At 46.4% G+C, this 16,637-nt stretch carries 21 protein-coding genes; 19 read left to right on the top strand and 2 right to left on the bottom strand.

The window, feature by feature from the left end; all coding sequences use genetic code 11:
- Window positions 1-78: 78 nt before the first annotated feature.
- The 12 genes from AY633_RS10725 (at window position 79) to AY633_RS10675 (ending at window position 11,441) form a co-directional block, all read left to right on the top strand.
- Window positions 79-561: a DUF456 domain-containing protein gene (locus AY633_RS10725; protein WP_068488359.1), complete on the top strand. Its 483-nt coding sequence runs from the start codon at window positions 79-81 to the stop codon at window positions 559-561.
- A 117-nt stretch (window positions 562-678) separates the two neighbouring features.
- Window positions 679-1,287 (top strand): superoxide dismutase SodA, encoded by a 609-nt coding sequence (sodA, locus tag AY633_RS10720; protein WP_068462014.1) that lies wholly within the window; start codon window positions 679-681, stop codon window positions 1,285-1,287.
- A gap of 112 nt (window positions 1,288-1,399) precedes the next feature.
- Window positions 1,400-3,568, top strand: a complete 2,169-nt coding sequence (locus AY633_RS10715) for a penicillin-binding transpeptidase domain-containing protein (RefSeq protein ID WP_068488358.1) — start codon at window positions 1,400-1,402, stop codon at window positions 3,566-3,568.
- A 195-nt stretch (window positions 3,569-3,763) separates the two neighbouring features.
- Complete coding sequence (locus AY633_RS10710) at window positions 3,764-4,720, top strand: PstS family phosphate ABC transporter substrate-binding protein (protein ID WP_068462018.1); 957 nt, start codon at window positions 3,764-3,766, stop codon at window positions 4,718-4,720.
- A gap of 71 nt (window positions 4,721-4,791) precedes the next feature.
- On the top strand, window positions 4,792-5,718 hold the full coding sequence (gene pstC / locus AY633_RS10705; protein WP_068488357.1) for a phosphate ABC transporter permease subunit PstC: 927 nt from the start codon (window positions 4,792-4,794) through the stop codon (window positions 5,716-5,718).
- Window position 5,719: 1 nt separating this feature from the next.
- Window positions 5,720-6,598, top strand: coding sequence for a phosphate ABC transporter permease PstA (gene pstA, locus AY633_RS10700; RefSeq protein WP_068488356.1), 879 nt, complete (start codon window positions 5,720-5,722; stop codon window positions 6,596-6,598).
- Window positions 6,599-6,624: 26 nt separating this feature from the next.
- Window positions 6,625-7,446, top strand: coding sequence for a phosphate ABC transporter ATP-binding protein PstB (gene pstB, locus AY633_RS10695; protein ID WP_068488355.1), 822 nt, complete (start codon window positions 6,625-6,627; stop codon window positions 7,444-7,446).
- Window positions 7,447-7,517: 71 nt separating this feature from the next.
- The gene (gene phoU, locus AY633_RS10690; protein WP_068488354.1) at window positions 7,518-8,177 is read left to right on the top strand and encodes a phosphate signaling complex protein PhoU; all 660 of its coding nucleotides are present in this window, start codon (window positions 7,518-7,520) and stop codon (window positions 8,175-8,177) included.
- A 163-nt stretch (window positions 8,178-8,340) separates the two neighbouring features.
- Complete coding sequence (gene rpmG, locus AY633_RS16370) at window positions 8,341-8,490, top strand: 50S ribosomal protein L33 (RefSeq protein ID WP_082799233.1); 150 nt, start codon at window positions 8,341-8,343, stop codon at window positions 8,488-8,490.
- 112 nt (window positions 8,491-8,602) lie between these two features.
- Window positions 8,603-9,178: a 5-formyltetrahydrofolate cyclo-ligase gene (locus tag AY633_RS10685; protein ID WP_068488353.1), complete on the top strand. Its 576-nt coding sequence runs from the start codon at window positions 8,603-8,605 to the stop codon at window positions 9,176-9,178.
- On the top strand, window positions 9,175-9,381 hold the full coding sequence (locus AY633_RS10680) for a YqgQ family protein (protein ID WP_068462030.1): 207 nt from the start codon (window positions 9,175-9,177) through the stop codon (window positions 9,379-9,381). The genes AY633_RS10685 and AY633_RS10680 overlap by 4 nt, the downstream gene beginning before the upstream one ends.
- Window positions 9,382-9,536: 155 nt before the next feature.
- The gene (locus AY633_RS10675; RefSeq protein ID WP_068488352.1) at window positions 9,537-11,441 is read left to right on the top strand and encodes an LTA synthase family protein; all 1,905 of its coding nucleotides are present in this window, start codon (window positions 9,537-9,539) and stop codon (window positions 11,439-11,441) included.
- Window positions 11,442-11,531: 90 nt separating this feature from the next.
- On the opposite strand, the gene AY633_RS10670 is transcribed toward AY633_RS10675, so the two are convergent.
- Window positions 11,532-11,714 carry a DUF2759 domain-containing protein gene (locus AY633_RS10670; RefSeq protein WP_058380897.1) on the bottom strand — a complete coding sequence of 61 codons (183 nt, stop codon included), beginning with the start codon at window positions 11,712-11,714 and terminating at the stop codon, window positions 11,532-11,534.
- A gap of 153 nt (window positions 11,715-11,867) precedes the next feature.
- Between AY633_RS10670 and AY633_RS10665 the strand changes: the two genes are divergently transcribed.
- Window positions 11,868-12,503, top strand: a complete 636-nt coding sequence (locus AY633_RS10665; RefSeq protein ID WP_068488351.1) for an MBL fold metallo-hydrolase — start codon at window positions 11,868-11,870, stop codon at window positions 12,501-12,503.
- 55 nt (window positions 12,504-12,558) lie between these two features.
- Here the strand turns inward: AY633_RS10665 and AY633_RS10660 are convergent, their stop codons facing one another.
- On the bottom strand, window positions 12,559-12,801 hold the full coding sequence (locus tag AY633_RS10660) for a DUF2626 domain-containing protein (RefSeq protein ID WP_068462036.1): 243 nt from the start codon (window positions 12,799-12,801) through the stop codon (window positions 12,559-12,561).
- 286 nt (window positions 12,802-13,087) lie between these two features.
- On the opposite strand from AY633_RS10660, the gene comGA reads away from it, so the two are divergent.
- From comGA to AY633_RS10630, 6 genes are read left to right on the top strand one after another with little or no spacing between them, the layout of a single operon-like run.
- Entirely contained in the window at window positions 13,088-14,113 is a 1,026-nt protein-coding gene (comGA, locus tag AY633_RS10655; protein ID WP_068488350.1) for a competence type IV pilus ATPase ComGA, read from the top strand.
- Entirely contained in the window at window positions 14,094-15,128 is a 1,035-nt protein-coding gene (gene comGB / locus AY633_RS10650; RefSeq protein ID WP_068488581.1) for a competence type IV pilus assembly protein ComGB, read from the top strand. The genes comGA and comGB overlap by 20 nt, the downstream gene beginning before the upstream one ends.
- A gap of 11 nt (window positions 15,129-15,139) precedes the next feature.
- Window positions 15,140-15,457, top strand: coding sequence for a competence type IV pilus major pilin ComGC (comGC, locus tag AY633_RS10645; protein ID WP_068462041.1), 318 nt, complete (start codon window positions 15,140-15,142; stop codon window positions 15,455-15,457).
- A complete protein-coding gene (comGD, locus tag AY633_RS10640; protein ID WP_145915678.1) occupies window positions 15,442-15,885 on the top strand; it encodes a competence type IV pilus minor pilin ComGD in 444 nt (147 codons plus the stop codon). Before comGC ends, comGD begins: the two co-directional genes overlap by 16 nt.
- A 40-nt stretch (window positions 15,886-15,925) precedes the next feature.
- Window positions 15,926-16,171, top strand: coding sequence for a hypothetical protein (locus tag AY633_RS10635; RefSeq protein ID WP_260804562.1), 246 nt, complete (start codon window positions 15,926-15,928; stop codon window positions 16,169-16,171).
- The gene (locus AY633_RS10630; RefSeq protein WP_068488347.1) at window positions 16,159-16,599 is read left to right on the top strand and encodes a ComGF family competence protein; all 441 of its coding nucleotides are present in this window, start codon (window positions 16,159-16,161) and stop codon (window positions 16,597-16,599) included. Before AY633_RS10635 ends, AY633_RS10630 begins: the two co-directional genes overlap by 13 nt.
- Window positions 16,600-16,637 lie beyond the last annotated feature (38 nt).

Raw genomic sequence — 16,637 nt, 5'->3', positions numbered from 1 at the left:
CTCCCTTTCATCCTTTACATTTCTTGAAATGTAGGGCACGATGAAAGGGAGTTTTTATATCGTAAAGGAGGGCTCGTGATGCTTGAAATTGTCGGCTGGATTTTTGTGCTTGTGTTTTTTGCCATTGGTTTCATCGGCTTGGTTTATCCGGTCATCCCGGCGTCGCTATTCATTTTTGGCGGATTCATCATTTATGGCCTGTTTTTCAGCTTTTCTGATTTGCCTTGGTGGTTCTGGCTGATTGAAATCTTATTCGTCCTGTTGTTGTTCGGTGCAGACTTTTTAGCCAATGCAGTCGGCGTGAAGAAATTCGGCGGTTCAAAAGCAGGTTTAGTGGGGAGTACTGTCGGATTGATCTTCGGCCCATTCGTCATCCCGTTTGCCGGCATTCTCATCGGTCCATTCCTCGGCGCCATACTGGCAGAAATTATCGTCAATAGATCATCAATCAAAAAATCAATCCGTTCTGGAATCGGTTCAGTAGTCGGCTTTATCACTTCTGCATTGACTAAAGGCATTATCCAGGCGGTAATGGTTGGCTTGTTTTTCTGGGTCATTTGATGGCCTTCTCCGACTAAGGTCTGAAAAAGGCAGGTCTATATGCTTTATGTTTGTGTCGGTCTGAAAATTTTGATACGCTAATAAAGTAGAACAATAGACTCAAGGAGGAATTTAATCATGGCATACGAATTACCGGAACTACCTTACGCGTACGATGCGCTAGAACCGCACATCGACAAAGAAACAATGAACATCCACCACACGAAACACCATAACACGTACGTAACGAACGTAAATGCGGCCTTGGAAGGTCATGACGATCTTTCTTCAAAATCAATCGAAGAATTGGTTTCTGACTTGAACGCCGTGCCGGAAAACATCCGCACAGCTGTCCGCAACAATGGCGGCGGACATGCAAACCACTCGCTATTCTGGCAGCTTCTTTCCCCTAACGGCGGTGGACAGCCAACTGGCGCAGTAGCAGACGCAATCAACAGCAAATTCGGAAGCTTTGACGAATTCAAAGAAAAATTCGAAGCTGCAGGCAAAACACGTTTTGGTTCTGGCTGGGCTTGGCTAGTCGTTTCTAACGGCGAATTGGAAGTTACATCAACACCAAACCAGGACTCTCCACTATCAGAAGGCAAAACGCCGATTCTAGGAGTAGACGTTTGGGAACATGCTTACTACTTGAAATACCAGAACCGCCGTCCGGATTACTTGGCAGCATTCTGGAACGTTGTCAACTGGGACGAAGTGTCCAAGCGCTTTGAAGCTGCTAAATAATTGTTAAATATTGAAACCCGGACACACACTTTTTCGTCTGAAAAAGTGTGTGTTTTTTTATGTCCATGCTATACTAACAACTGGATATTTTTTTGAAAGGAGCTACGCGCTCATGAAAACCCCTCAAAAAAGGCGTGTGTCACTGGCGAAGTCAAAACTCCAGTCCAATACGACCTTTCGGATGAACATTCTATTTTTTGCTATTTTTCTGCTGTTTTCCATGCTCATCCTGCGTTTAGGGTATTTGCAGATTGTCAAAGGCGAAGATTACGCCCGCGCAATTGCCAGAACCGAAGAAGTAGCAGTCAACACGAGTGTTCCGCGTGGACGTATTTTTGATTCTGCCGGTCGCCTGCAGGTTGATAACGAACCCGTCAACAGCATTACTTACACGAAAATGCAGACAACTAAGAGCAGTGAAATGATGGAAGTAGCTAAAGAGTTAGCCAAGTTGATCGAGAAAGATACGAAAAAAGTCACTTTGCGCGATAAGCAAGATTTTTACATACAATTAAATACGGAAAGCGCAACAGAAAAAGTTACAGCTGAAGAACGCGCTGCGATTGAAGCAGAAGATGCCACGCAAAAAGAAAAGCAGCAAAAACTCGATGCCTTGATTCGGGAGAAAATTACCGATGAAGAACTCGACAGTCTGACAGATGAACAACTCGAGGTCCTCGCGATCTATCGCGAAATGTCTTCAGGCTACGCCTTATCGCCCCAGATCATCAAAGGTGAGGGTGTAACCGACGAAGAGTTCGCAGTGGTTTCAGAGCGTTTGACGGACCCTAAACTTGAAGGCGTCAACACCATCACTGATTGGAAACGCGTAAAAATGACCGATTTGACGATTCTTGGCAGCACGACGACGCCTGACCAAGGGATCCCGGCCAACCGTCTTGATTATTATTTAAGCCGGGATTATTCGCGCAATGACCGCGTGGGAACGAGCTTTTTGGAGCAGCAGTATGAAGACGTGCTGCAAGGTCAGAAGTCAATCGTCAAAAACGTCACGGATGGCCGCGGCCGCGTCATTGAAACGGAAACGGTAGATGAGGGCGAACCCGGCAAAGATTTAGTTTTAACGATCGATAGTGAACTGCAATACGAACTGGAACAAATCGTTGAAGAAAAATTACTGGCATTAAAAGCAGGGCCGAATTCACAATTGGTCAAAGACGCTTATTTGGTCATGATGGATCCGCGCAACGGGGAAGTGCTATCTATGGTCGGCAAACGCGTCGGCGAAGATGAAGACGGCAAGCGCATCGTGAGCGATTATGCGTTCGGCACGTTCACAGCGGCCCATGAAATGGGATCAACCGTCAAGGGTGCGACCCTGCTGACCGGATATGCTGAAGATGCAGTGGAAATGGGAGAAGTGCAAATCGACGAACCGTTAAAGTTTGCCGGGACGAAACAGAAAAACTCAATTTTCAACACGACTCCATTCAACCGCATTCCATTGAACGATATAATGGCGATTGAACGATCGTCCAACGTCTATATGTTCAAAATTGCGTTGGAAATCGCGAATCGACAATATCAATACAACAGTCCGTTAAGCGTGGCTCCTGAAAGCTTTAACTTGATGCGCAATTCATTTGCACAATTTGGTTTAGGCGCAGCAACCGGCATCGATTTGCCGAACGAAGGCACTGGATATCCTGGCGGCACATATCCTGGACCGAAACTATTGGACCTTGCGATCGGCCAGTTTGATACGTATACCCCGATGCAGCTCGCCCAATATATTTCTACAATCGCAAACGACGGCTACCGCATGCAGCCGCATGTCGTCAAGGAAATACGCCAAGCATCACCAGACGGCGAAACGCTCGGGCCGATCGAAACCATCATTGAGCCCAAAATCATGAACCGCATCAATAATACGCAAGAAGAAATCGACCGTGTCAAAGAAGGCATGCGCAATGTTTATATCGGCAGCTCCGGTTCAGCGCGCGCCCAGTTCAGCGACACGCCATACACCGCAGCCGGCAAGACCGGGACAGCGGAAGCGTATTTCTTCGAGCGCGGTCATGAATTACATGGTACATTGAACGTTAACATCGCACACGTCGGCTTCGCTCCTTACGAAGACCCGGAAATCGCTTACGCCGTTGTTATTCCATATGTGACGACTGATCCGACCAAAGTGCCGAGAACGAATAACGAAATTGCCCGTGCGGCAGCTGACAAGTATTTTGAGTTGAAAGAACAGCGCAGTGAAGACGAAGCGAATGAAATCAAGCCGCCTTTTAGCGGCACTCGGCTTGATTAATTGAACTATCCAATAGTAGATAGAAGAAACCGCCCGACCAAAGTCCTTATGAGGATGATGGCCGGGTGGTTTTTTGCGTTTTTACTAAGACTTTCGTCATTTACAATTTCTTAACAATGGCTTCATATGTCCTCAACAATAGAACCGTATAGTTGGTCTTGTAAACAACAAACCATATTAGGGGGAAACATTAAAATGAGAAACTGGAAGTTCGCTATGGCATCAACAATTCTTGGAACGGCATTCGTACTTGGAGCATGCGGCAGCACGGAAGAAACTGCAACAGGCAGCGAAACGGCTGATTCCTCTTCAGACGAAGCAGTAGTAGAAGGTTCGGTCGCTGGAGATGGTTCTTCAACAGTAGCCCCAATCTTAGAGGGCATTGTCGAAGAATACGCAGCAGTCCAACCAGAAGTCCAAGTAACCGTTGGCGTGTCTGGAACAGGAGGCGGATTTGAAAAATTCATCCAAGGTGAAACAGCTTTCTCAAATGCTTCTAGACCGATTAAAGATGAAGAAGCGGCTGCTTTAGAAGAAGCCGGCATCGAATACTCAGAATTTCTTCTTGCTTATGATGGGCTATCCGTCGTCGTCAATCAGGAAAATGACTGGGTGGAAGACTTGACCGTAGAAGACTTGAAAGAACTATGGGTAGAAGATGGCAGCAATAAAATGTGGTCTGACATCAACCCGGAATGGCCGGATGAAGAAGTTGTCTTTTATGCACCAGGTACGGCATCTGGTACTTACGATTATTTCAATGAAGTCATCCTAGAAGAGGAAGACATCGTCGAATCGGCGACATTGTCTGAAGACGACAACACACTCGTGCAAGGAATCCAAGGAGATCCTAATGCGATCGGATTCTTCGGATATGCATACTACATCGCAAACCAAGACACATTGAAAGTCGTGACAATCGATGGCGTTGAACCAAATCCTGAAACAATCGAATCTGGCGACTATTCGCCACTATCACGACCGCTCTTCACATACGCCAACAATGCAAAAATTGCTGAAGATGAAGCGGCTTACGATTTCATGCAGTTCACGTTAGAGAATGCTGGTCAAATGGCTGAAGCTGTCGGATATGTGCCACTAGCAGTAGAAGATTACGAGCAAGGCTTGTCAGACCTTAAAGCGTTGAAATAAATCTAGTTGCAAGTTCAGTCTTAGGGTGAGCAGCTGCTGCTCGCCTTTTGCGGTTGAAAGGGGATTCTATTATGCGGACATCGGTTCAAGAACTGATCGCAAAGTCGAAGGATAAGAAAAGTAAAAAAATTATTGAAAAGCTTATACCGATCCTGTTGTTTTTAGTCGCTTCTGTATCGGTTTTGACAACTATCGGGATTGTCTTGACCTTAATCATTGAAACCGTCACGTTCTTTACAAGAGTGCCTCTGGCCGATTTCGTCCTTGGCACGACATGGCTGCCGTTCGCTAATAGCGGAGCGCAGTTCGGCATTTGGCCATTGATTGTTGGTACATTGAAAATTACCGGTATCGCGATTGTCGTGGCTGTGCCGATCGGCATTTCGGCTGCCATTTACTTGAGCGAGTATGCGTCTGACAACGTCCGGCGCATCGTTAAGCCGGTTCTTGAAGTGCTAGCAGGAGTCCCGACCATCGTCTACGGCTTTTTCGCCCTGACATTCGTGACGCCAGTTTTGCAAAGCTTTTTCCCGGAGATCAAAATCTTCAACGCGATTTCTCCAGGGATCGTTGTCGGCATCATGATTATTCCAATGATTGCATCGTTGTCTGAAGACGCCATGTCGTCCGTTCCAAAAAGCATTCGCGACGGGGCGCTTGCCATGGGCTCGACAAAGTTTGAAGTCGCTTGGAAAATCACTGTCCCTGCCGCGCTATCCGGCATCATCGCCTCAGTTGTGCTTGGCTTGTCCCGAGCAATCGGCGAGACGATGATCGTGTCGCTTGCGGCCGGTTCGACGCCGAAATTCGATGGTGATTTCACTGGGTCGATCCAGACGATGACCGCCTATATCGTGCAAGTATCCAAAGGCGATGCCGGCTATGGGACGACCATTTACTATTCCATCTATGCAGTCGGGTTCACTTTATTCCTCTTCACGATGGCGATGAATATTCTGGCAGGTTATATGTCAAAACGTTTCCGGGAGGAATATTAAGATGAGATACATCGAACAGGAAAAGGTCATCCGGCGCATGAACGGCCGAATGGTCATCAACCGGATTTTTCAAGGGTTCTTCATGTTCGCGACAGCACTCGCCCTACTCGCGCTAGTCATTTTGCTGTACCGCATTGTTAGCCAAGGTGCTGGGCATTTGTCACTTGAATTTTTAACGAACTTTGCCTCTCGCTTCCCAGAAAAAGCGGGCATCAAAGCGGCGCTTGTTGGATCAATTTGGCTAATGGCAGTAGTTGCCCCTACATCGATTTTACTCGGTGTAGGATCTGCCATTTATTTAGAGGAGTATGCTAAAAAAGGGCGCATCACTTCATTTATTCAAATGAATATTTCCAATTTAGCAGGGGTTCCATCGGTCGTTTTTGGACTTCTAGGACTGACAATCTTCGTCCGTGCACTAGCACTCGGCAACAGCATACTCGCTGCAGGTTTTACGATGAGCTTGCTCATTTTGCCAGTCATTATCGTCTCGGCACAAGAAGCGATCCGCTCGGTACCGAGAGAATTGCGCGATGCATCTTACGGAATGGGCGCAACAAAATGGCAAACAATTGTGCGCATCATTTTACCGGCTGCGATTCCCGGCATTCTGACAGGCAGCATTTTGGCCTTGTCTCGGGCAATCGGCGAAACGGCCCCGCTGATCGTCGTCGGCATCCCGGTTATCATCCAATTCTTGCCGGAAGGGGTCATGGACACCTTCACGGCCTTGCCGATGCAAATCTATGACTGGTCAAGCCGCCCGCAAGCTGAGTTCCAAACGGTTGCAGCTGCCGGAATCATCGTCTTGATGGTCGTATTGCTTTTCATGAATTCAATAGCAGTTTATATTCGCAACAAATTTGATAAATCCTATTAAAGTGTCATGTGGAAGGGGAGTTCATTATGAACACAGCAACAATTAAAACAAAAATCGATGCGGTACAACCCATCTCGGCAGAACAAGTCGATAAGGAAAGTGTCTACAGCACGCGCCAATTGAATCTATGGTATGGCAATAATCACGCTTTGAAAAACATTGATCTGGAAATTGGGGAAAACGAAGTAACCGCGATTATCGGGCCTTCGGGTTGTGGGAAATCGACCTATTTGAAAACATTGAACCGCATGGTGGAATTGGTGCCTTCTGTGAAAACCTCAGGAGAAATCCAATACCGCGGCCGCAATATCTTCGAATCCAGCTATGGCGTTGAAGAATTGCGCACGCGTGTCGGCATGGTGTTCCAAAAGCCGAACCCGTTCCCAAAATCGATTTACGATAATATCGCTTACGGGCCACGCATTCACGGCATCAAAAATAAGAAAATTCTCGATGAAATCGTCGAAAAAAGCTTGCGCGGCGCAGCCATTTGGGACGAAGTGAAAGATCGCTTGCACGAAAACGCCTATGGCATTTCGGGCGGTCAGCAACAGCGAATCTGTATCGCGCGGACTTTGGCGATCGAACCGGACGTCATCTTGATGGATGAACCCACTTCGGCGCTTGACCCGATCTCGACTTTGAAAATTGAAGAATTGGTGCAAGAATTGAAAGAACAATACAGCATCATCATCGTCACGCACAATATGCAGCAAGCTGCACGGATTTCTGATAAAACTGCTTTCTTCTTGAATGGGGAAGTCATTGAATATGACCGCACGGATGCCATTTTTTCCACCCCCGCCGATAAACGGACAGAGGATTACATTTCAGGTCGATTCGGCTGATGCACAAACTTAATCAGTAGGGAAGCGATTCCTGCTGGCCGTAATAATTGGAAAAATGGGAGGAATAGTTAATGTCAGTACGTGAAAAGTTTGACTATGAACTACATTCAGCACAAGAACAATTAATTACATTGAGCACGATGGCCATCGATGCACTCGATAAATCCATGAAAGCACTGGTCGCCCACGACATCGACCAGGCGCTTCAAGTAATCGATAATGACGCCCATATCAATCGTCTTGAAGAGGACCTTAACGACCAGGTCATTCTCTTGATCGCTAAGCAATCACCGGTTGCAACGGATCTTCGCCGTTTGATCGTCACCATCAAAGTCGCCTCTGATATGGAGCGGGTCGGGGATTATGCAGTTAACATCGCGAAAGAAACGATTCGCATCGGCCAACAGGACTTACTTGAGCCGATCAATAAAATTCAACATATGCATGAACTCGCCACTTCTATGCTGCGCCAGGGAATTGATGCCTTGATCGAAGAAGATGTGGAAAAAGCCAAAGAAATCGCTGACCTCGATGACGAAGTCGACGATTTGTATGGCGAAGTGATCCGGTTATTGTTCCAGCACAGCGCCAAAGCTCCGGAACAGCTCAGCCAAGTAACCCAATTGGCATTTATCTCCCGTTACATGGAACGCTCTGCGGATTATGCAACCAATATTGCTGAACAATTGTTCTATCTTGTGCGCGGACGCCATTACGATTTGAATAAATGAGTGAAGAAAAACCACAGCTGAGCTTGTGGTTTTTTATTAGAGGAAATCCTCAGGAAGCGGCATTTTTCAGTAGACATTCACTGAAGGTATGCTATAATAATTAAGTCGTATAGATCACGCTTATTAATGAAATGGATTTTTGAAAGAATTGGGAGGGATATCGATGCGTGTAAACATTACACTAGCTTGCACAGACTGTGGCGAAAGAAACTACAGCACTGTTAAAAATAAGCGCAACAACCCTGAGCGTCTTGAATTGAAAAAATATTGCTCACGTGAAAAGAAAATGACAACACACCGTGAAACGAAGTAAGTAATTGACTGCCAAAACCTCTCGGGGTTTTGGCTTTTTCTTTTGTTCTGCGCAGTTTATTATAGGAATCATACATAAAAAATAACAAAACAACGGAAGGGGCAGATGCATAATGGAGAAAGCTATGTTAAGAAAATCAGTCATCGGCCGAATGGGGCAGCTCACAACATCACAACATGCTAGTATGTCGACGGCGATTTTAGAGAACCTGTTGGACGATCCCGATTTTCAAAAAGCTGAAACCATCGGAGTGACCGTTTCGCGTTGGCCGGAAATTGATACAATCCCGCTGATCGAAGCGTGTTGGCGACTGAAAAAAAGAGTGGCTGCCCCGAAGTGTTTTGCAAAAGACCGGACGATGGATTTTCGGCTGTTTGATCATCTCGATCAATTGGAAGTGGTATACATGAACCTCCAAGAACCTATCGAAGCCCAAACCGAAGCGATCGGCCCATCAAACATCGATTTATTAATTGTGCCCGGAGTCGTCTTTACTGAAAGCGGCTACCGAATTGGCTTTGGTGGGGGCTATTACGACCGGTATTTGAGCGGATTTAGTGGCAAAACCCGTTCACTGGCATTTGATTTTCAAGTGACTGACGATTTGCCGGTCGAGAGCCACGACATCCCTGTCGATGGCATTATCACGGAACAAAGAACAATCGACTCAAAGGCGGTGAGAACATGAAAGAACTTTACGACGTCATGCAGTTGCTGAAAAGATACGGAACAATCATCTACACGGCGGATTTCATTTCGGATCTCGATTTGATGGAATCCGACATCCGTGACCTATACGATCACGATTTTATCACGCCGCGTGAATACGCATCGGCCTTGATGATTTTGAGGCAGAAACGCACAGAATATGAGAAAAAGGGAAAATCATGAAACCAGAAGCGTTTTGGTGCGTCTATTAAGGGGAATTGCTTTCACTGAGCGGGAATTTGTTCTATACTATAAGGTATTGAATTTCCAATTTACTCGAGATAGAAATCTGCACGAACCGGACAAACGCTCCGGTATAATAAGGAGGATGTGCGGCAATGAAAAACAAAGAATGGCCTAAGCATTCGGTCCTGGCCATCGCAGTCATTGCGACATGGCTGACGACATACGTCGTCTACAAAACGGCCTTTTCCATTACCATTGACAATGCATTGCAGGAATTTATCCTGTTCTTAAATCCCTTAAGTTTATTATTATTCGCCTATGGAGGCGCGCTCTTTTTTAAGAGCAAAAAAGCGCGGAACCGCTATATCCTGGTTATCGCCGTTTTGACTTCGGTGATCTTATACGGGAATGTGGCGTTCTACCGCTTCTTCACGGATTTCATTACCTTGCCTGTATTATTCCAGACAGATAACTTCGGCGACATTGGCAATAGTGCCGCGGCGAGTATTTTCTGGACCGATATCGTTTATTTCGCTGATATCATCATCATTCTCTTGGCGATGCGCTTTGTCAACGAAAAGCAAACCGCAGCCAAGTCGGCAGCGACACATCGCAAAGCCTATTTTGTTTTGTCGGCAGCTGTGCTGTTCTTCAACCTTGGCCTGGCCGAAGCGGAGCGCCCGCAGCTATTGACGAGAAGTTTCGACCGCGAAATGCTCGTCAAAAACTTGGGAATGTACAATTACCATTTGTATGATGTTTATATCCAGTCGAAATCACAAGCGCAACGTGCACTTGCAGACGGCTCGGAATTGACGGAAGTGACCAACTACGTCCGGTCGAATCAGGCGGAACCGTCTGAGGAAATGTTCGGTGCTGCGGAAGGACGCAATTTGATCGTCGTCACACTTGAGTCATTGCAAACTTTCGTGTTGAATAACGAAATGAACGGCGAGACCATTACGCCTTTCATGAACGAATTGACGCAAGATGAAGACACGATCTACTTCCCGAACTTCTATCACCAAACCGGACTCGGCAAGACGTCCGACTCAGAGTTCCTGCTCGAAACAGGCATGTATCCCTTGAGCGGGGGAGCCGTATTCTTTACGCATAGCGGCAATACCTTTAACTCGATGGCGGAAAAGATGGGCAATGAAGGCTACGCAACCAATGTCCAGCACGCTAATACGAAAAGCTTCTGGAACCGCGACATGATGTATGAATCCCTTGAGATCGATAAATTCTACGATATCCAAAGCTTTACCGTCGGAGATGGAGAAGCGGTCAACTGGGGCATGAAAGACATTCCGTTCTTCGAACAATCGGTTGGCCACATGTCAGAAATGCAGCAACCGTTCTACACGCGCTTGTTGTCGTTGACTAACCACCATCCGTTTACATTGGATGAAGAGGATAAAATGATCGACGAGTACGATTCCAACTCAGGTACTTTGAACCGTTATTTCCAAACCGTGCGTTATTTGGATGAAGCGGTGAAAACCTTGTTTGAAGACTTGAAAGAACAAGGGCTTTACGAAAACTCCATCATCGTCATGTACGGTGACCATTACGGCATCTCCGATAACCATAACGAAGCGATGGCGCAGTACCTAGACAAGGAAATCACGCCTTACGAATCGGCACAATTGCAAAAAGTTCCTTTCTTCGTCCATATTCCTGGATATGAGGAAGGGTATGTAAACGAAGAAATTGGCGGCCAAGTGGACATGCGTTCGACCATCCTTCATTTGATGGGCATGGAAACTGAAAAGGATATTCAATTCGGCGGAGACTTATTCTCTGAAGAACATGAAGAATTCGTTATTTTCCGCGATGGGCGTTTTGTGACTGATGAATATGTCTATGCAGCGAATGTTTGCTACGATATCGAGACGGGAGAACCGGTAGAGGACCAAAGTCTATGTGATCCTTATGCTGAGCGTGCTTTAGAGGAGCTTCAGTATTCCGAATCGATCATCAATGGCGATTTGCTGAGATTTTATGAAGAAGAAAACGGCCAATTGAAAACATTGGATGAACAAGAACAACCATAAAGAAAAAAGGCTGCCAAACCGCTAGCGGTTTGGCAGCCTTTTTGTTTGATCAATAAAAAAACCGGCGCAATGGATGCGCCGGTGCTTTTCTTAATGAAGGCCAGGTGGGTAACCGTGTGTAATGAGAGTTGCAACGGTGAAACCGCCGAAAATAACAAAGGTCCCAAAATTAAATAAGAATCCTAACACTTCTTTGTTTCTTAGGGTTTGAACTGTACCGATTGCAGCAAGAACTGCTGTGAGGCCGAAAATAACCATCAAAATCCAACTCATCTTATGACACTCCCTTCAACTTTAACAGCCAGTGCCGTCTTCTACTCTTTATATTGTAAAGAAATTCTACAAGTTTGTCGAGCCGTAAAAATGTCATTCTATTGAACAAGCAAACAAATGTGTTCATGATATACTGCTAATGAGGTGAAAGAAATGTTGAAAATAGATCGGCTAGAACTCGGCCCTGTGCAAACGAATTGTTATATCATTTCAGGAGAAGACAAACAATGCATCATTTTTGACCCCGGCGAAGAAGCGGGGAAAATCCAGGAAGTCTTGAAGCGCAAGCAATTAACACCGCTCGCCATCCTTTTGACACATGCCCATTTTGACCACATCGGGGCGGTGGACGAATTACGGGGCATTTACAAGATTCCCGTCTATCTGCACCATAAAGAGCGCGATTTCCTTGGGCGCCCGAATTTGAACGGCTCAGGCAAATATGCAGCATTGCCGGATTATCGCGTAGCGGATGCAGATGAATGGATAAGCGATGAACAGACACTAGAAATCGGTCCGTTCCAAATGGAGCTATTCCATACGCCCGGGCATTCACCGGGCAGCGTGAGCTTCTATTTTCCGGAAGACCGTTTCGCGATTGTTGGCGATACGTTATTTTCGGGAAGCATTGGACGGACTGATTTAACGGAAGGTTCGGAATCGGTATTGTTAAAATCGATCCGTGATTCCTTATTGACCTTGCCAGAAGAAACGTTCCTGTTTCCTGGGCATGGCCCGGAAACAACGCCTGGGCAAGAACGCCAGCACAATCCGTTCTTGCGCATTTAAACGTAAAAAAAAACGGCCGCGATGGCCGTTTTTTTGTGTTCACATTCAAGTTCTATTAATGACCTGCTCCTGGGATGTGGATGAACGTAGAGTAGTAAGTAAAGCCAACGAAAAAGACTGTCAGGTAGGCTGCAAAAATATACATGTACATGCGTTCAGAAATGTTTAAGTATCCAAGAAGAACGAACAAGCCGGTATTGGCAACCATCAGCAATGATACTTCTACCATGTCGCCGACGTAAAATAAAATTGCAAAGATTCCAGTCCACCATCCCATTAATTTAAACATATTATCCATGGGTAATCCCTCCTTTGCCACTATACAATAATCTCCTATTCATTATATAGGAAGACGAGTCTATGTGTAAACAAGGACTTCATGCTAGTTTGTGACAAAGCGGTGTAGGCTTGTTCATAAAGCGTTCCTATGCGATAGACGTAAGCCGTGAAAACTTGGATTTCAAGGCATGGAAGCGTTCAAATAATTATTTTGGTATTTTCGATTTTCAAGTGTCTGTCATGTGCTTATACTAATGGGGAGCGGAGAGGCAGCCTCCGCAAGAAGACCCGGATAGGAGGTGACTATGCAAGAGATAATTGAACGGCGATGCGTTGATTTATTGCATTCCGCCGTAGCAGAAAAAACCACAGATATTCATATCAGGCCAGAACCCCGCGACTACAGCATCACTTACCGCAGCTACCACCAGTTCAAGCCGGTGGCGAAAATCCCCTTCGATTTAGGCGATCGCATGATTGCTTATTTCAAATACCTCTCTCTTTTGGACATGAGCGAAAAACGAAAACCCCAAACCGGCTCATTTCATCTCCAGATGGATGGCCACACGCACCATTTCCGTATTTCTACACTGCCTTCAGTTTTGACGAAAGAAAGCATTGTAATCCGTGTGATTCCCGATAGCACCGCTTTGTTTCTTGATGAATTAGCCGCCTTCCGCGATTCGGCCAGATTGCTTGAGAAACTGGCTGGCGAACGACAAGGCTTGATGCTACTAACCGGGCCGACCGGCTGTGGCAAATCAACGACCTTGTATTCCTTATTGCGCCACTGCTCTGAACGGCTCAACCGCCACGTCATCACGCTCGAAGATCCGGTCGAACGTCAAAATCCCGCGTTTCTGCAAATTCAAGTAAATGAAAAATCTGGCATGAATTATGCAACAGGCTTAAAAGCAATCTTAAGGCATGATCCGGACATCATCATGATTGGTGAAATCCGTGATGCCGAAACAGCTGAGATAGCCGTAAGGGCTGCCTTAACGGGGCATTTGGTGTTTTCAACGATCCATGCACGGCATTCGGTCGGCTGTCTCCACAGGCTCCACGATTTGGGCATTCCTTATGAAGACATGTTGCAGACCTTAATTGGCATTGCGGCGCAGAAAATTGTGCCGATGTACGAAGATTTGGACCAGCTCGAGACGAAGCACCGGGCACTCTATGAAATTCTATGCGATGAAAGTTTAGCGGATGCCATTCGTTCGGCGAAGCAGCAGCAGGAATACGAACTTCCTGAACACCTATCGTTCGGTGGACAAATCCGAGAAGGAGTGAGGATCGGTGCGCTTCATGCAGGCTTTGAATGCTAAACGATTGCCGTTTCGTGAGCGAGCCCAATTTCTGAGCAGGCTTTCAGTATTGATGTCGGAAGGGTATTTGTTCCCCGTTGCCATGACGCTTCTATTACCCATGCATACAACGCGCGCAGACGAAGCGCTTGCCGGTATGGATCGCATCCTAAAGGGCGGAGGCAATGCCGCCGAAGTACTGAAATTTTTAGGGTTTCGTGAACGTGTACTGTTTCCAGTCGAAATTGCCGAGTTTCATGGCAAGTTAGGCGAAGCCATTCAAGGCATTGCGGCGGGATTCAAACGAACAGAGGAGGTTCAGAAAAAACTGCGCAGCATCCTCATTTATCCGGTTTCGCTGTTAATCTTGACTGCTGCTTTATTCTTATTTTTCAGAACCAATTATGTGCCCAATCTGACTGCCTTGATTTCTTCGCTGCAGCACGGTGATGAAGGTCAGGGAGTTCCGGTTTATTTGCTGCGAATTCCAGACCTGGCGATTGCGTTCTTTATACTGGCGGCATTGCTCATTTTGGGGTTTCGCATCTTTCTCAAGCGGCAGTCTATCGATCGACAAATCGGCTTGTTGACCAAACTACCATTCGTTGGACAAGTGATGCGGCTGTATTGGTCTCAGTTAGCTTCTAGGGAACTTGGGACTTTGTTGCATAGCGGCCTGTCGCTTCAGGAAGCATTGGGGCTCTTGAATCAACAACGTCATCACCCCATCATTGGCCGAATCGCCGGAGCCTTGCACGAAGAGGTCAAAACCGGCCTTGCACTATCGTTCGCGGTGGAACGCCATGCGTTTGCGGCGAATGACATGGCTGCATTCGTTCGTCACGGTGAAGCGACGGGCATGCTCGGAAAAGAATTGATGCTCTATAGCGATGTATTACTTGATCGAATGGAATTACAAGCCCAACGTTCATTAAAAATTATCCAGCCCAGTTTTTTTGTGTTAATCGCAGTGTGCATTGTCGCCGCTTATTTGGCAATTTTGTTGCCGATGTATAATCTCGTCCATACCATATAAGGAGGAATATCATGAAACGATTAAAAAACCAAAGAGGCTTTACGCTCATTGAGATGTTGATTGTCATGTTGATTATTACGGTGCTGATTGCCATCGCGATCCCGAATGTTTCAAAACAGACTTCATCAGTTGATGATAAAGGCTGTAAGGCTTTTGTTCAGATGGTCCAGGGTCAAGTAGAATCTTACCGCATGGATAAAAAAGTGGTGCCGACAATGGCTCAATTGTTGGCAGAGGATTATTTAAAAGAAGGTAATACCAGTTGTCCTAACGGAGAGGTGATCAATATTTCGGCTGAGGGCGTGGTGAGCTCATCGAAAGGATCGTAAAAAGCAGTTCAGGCTTTACCTTACTTGAAATGCTGTTGGTCTTGATGGTGGTCGGTATCGGTGCTTCGTTCGTCATAACCTCGGCTGCCCCACTCGAAAAAAAGCGTGAAGAAGATCGTTTTTTTGCATTGTTGGAGCAAGACATCCATTATGCGCAAAGTCAAAGTTATGCACAAAAGACGTCGGTGATGTTGGTTTTTTGGGACAATAAACCAGGCTATGAGGTGATGTATAGCTTAAGTCGGCCAATATATGCCAGGCCGATACCGAAGTCAGTCACTTTGACCAAGGCCAGCAACATCAGCGTCGTGCATTTTACACCGAGCGGATCGATCTTCCAGCCAGGCACGATGCGCTTTTCGACCAGCAGCGGCGAAAGGGCGGTGACCATCCATCTTGGCAAAGGGCGTGTGGTGGTTTCGAAATAATCAGGGCATTTCCCTGGCAGAAACAATGCTCAGCCTGTTTATGGTATTTCTCGTATTCGGGTCTTTACTGCCTCTAGCACACGAGATGCACGTGCGGCTAGAGCTGAAAAAAGAGCGCCTTGTCGCTTTTGAGACATTGCATGAGGCAGCAAGGACCATCGCCTCGACTGGCCGTACAGAAGGACAGCGCTCTGTCAACGGCATCGTATATTCTTGGCAGGCTGACGGTCATTGTGTGGAATATGTGAATTTTAAAGGGAAGCAGGAACACTTATGCGTCGAGTGACGATCCGCTCTTCAGCTGGATTCACATTTTTAGATAGCCTCATGGAACTAGTGGCTTTGTCAATTATGCTTCCACTTGCAGCGATGTTCTATCTGTTTGGCTCACAATATTTGGTGGACTTAGATTCCGCTGAGACAGAGTATCGGCTATTCAGTCTAGAGTTGCAGCAATATCTAGACGACATCCAGCAAGTTTTTATTACGCGAGATGGCAAAGGCGTGCACATCGTACGGCAGGATGGTGTCTACGATATTGAATTGTATGGCACAGTTGTGCGCAAGCGAAAAGGCCAACTAGGCCATGAAATCATGCTGACTAATGTGAAGAGTGGTGAATTTCAACTGGTAGGCAAGCGTTTGGCGATCGAACTGGAATTCCACAGCGGTGCAAAAGAGGAGGCAGATTATGCGCTTTTGCTTTCTGACTAGCCAGTCCGGGGTAGTATATCCATTGTCCTTGGTGTTTT

The sequence above is a fragment of the Planococcus maritimus genome (assembly GCF_001592825.1).
GTDB classification, from domain to species: domain Bacteria; phylum Bacillota; class Bacilli; order Bacillales_A; family Planococcaceae; genus Planococcus; species Planococcus maritimus_C.
This window is presented reverse-complemented; position numbering and strand designations above follow the sequence as displayed.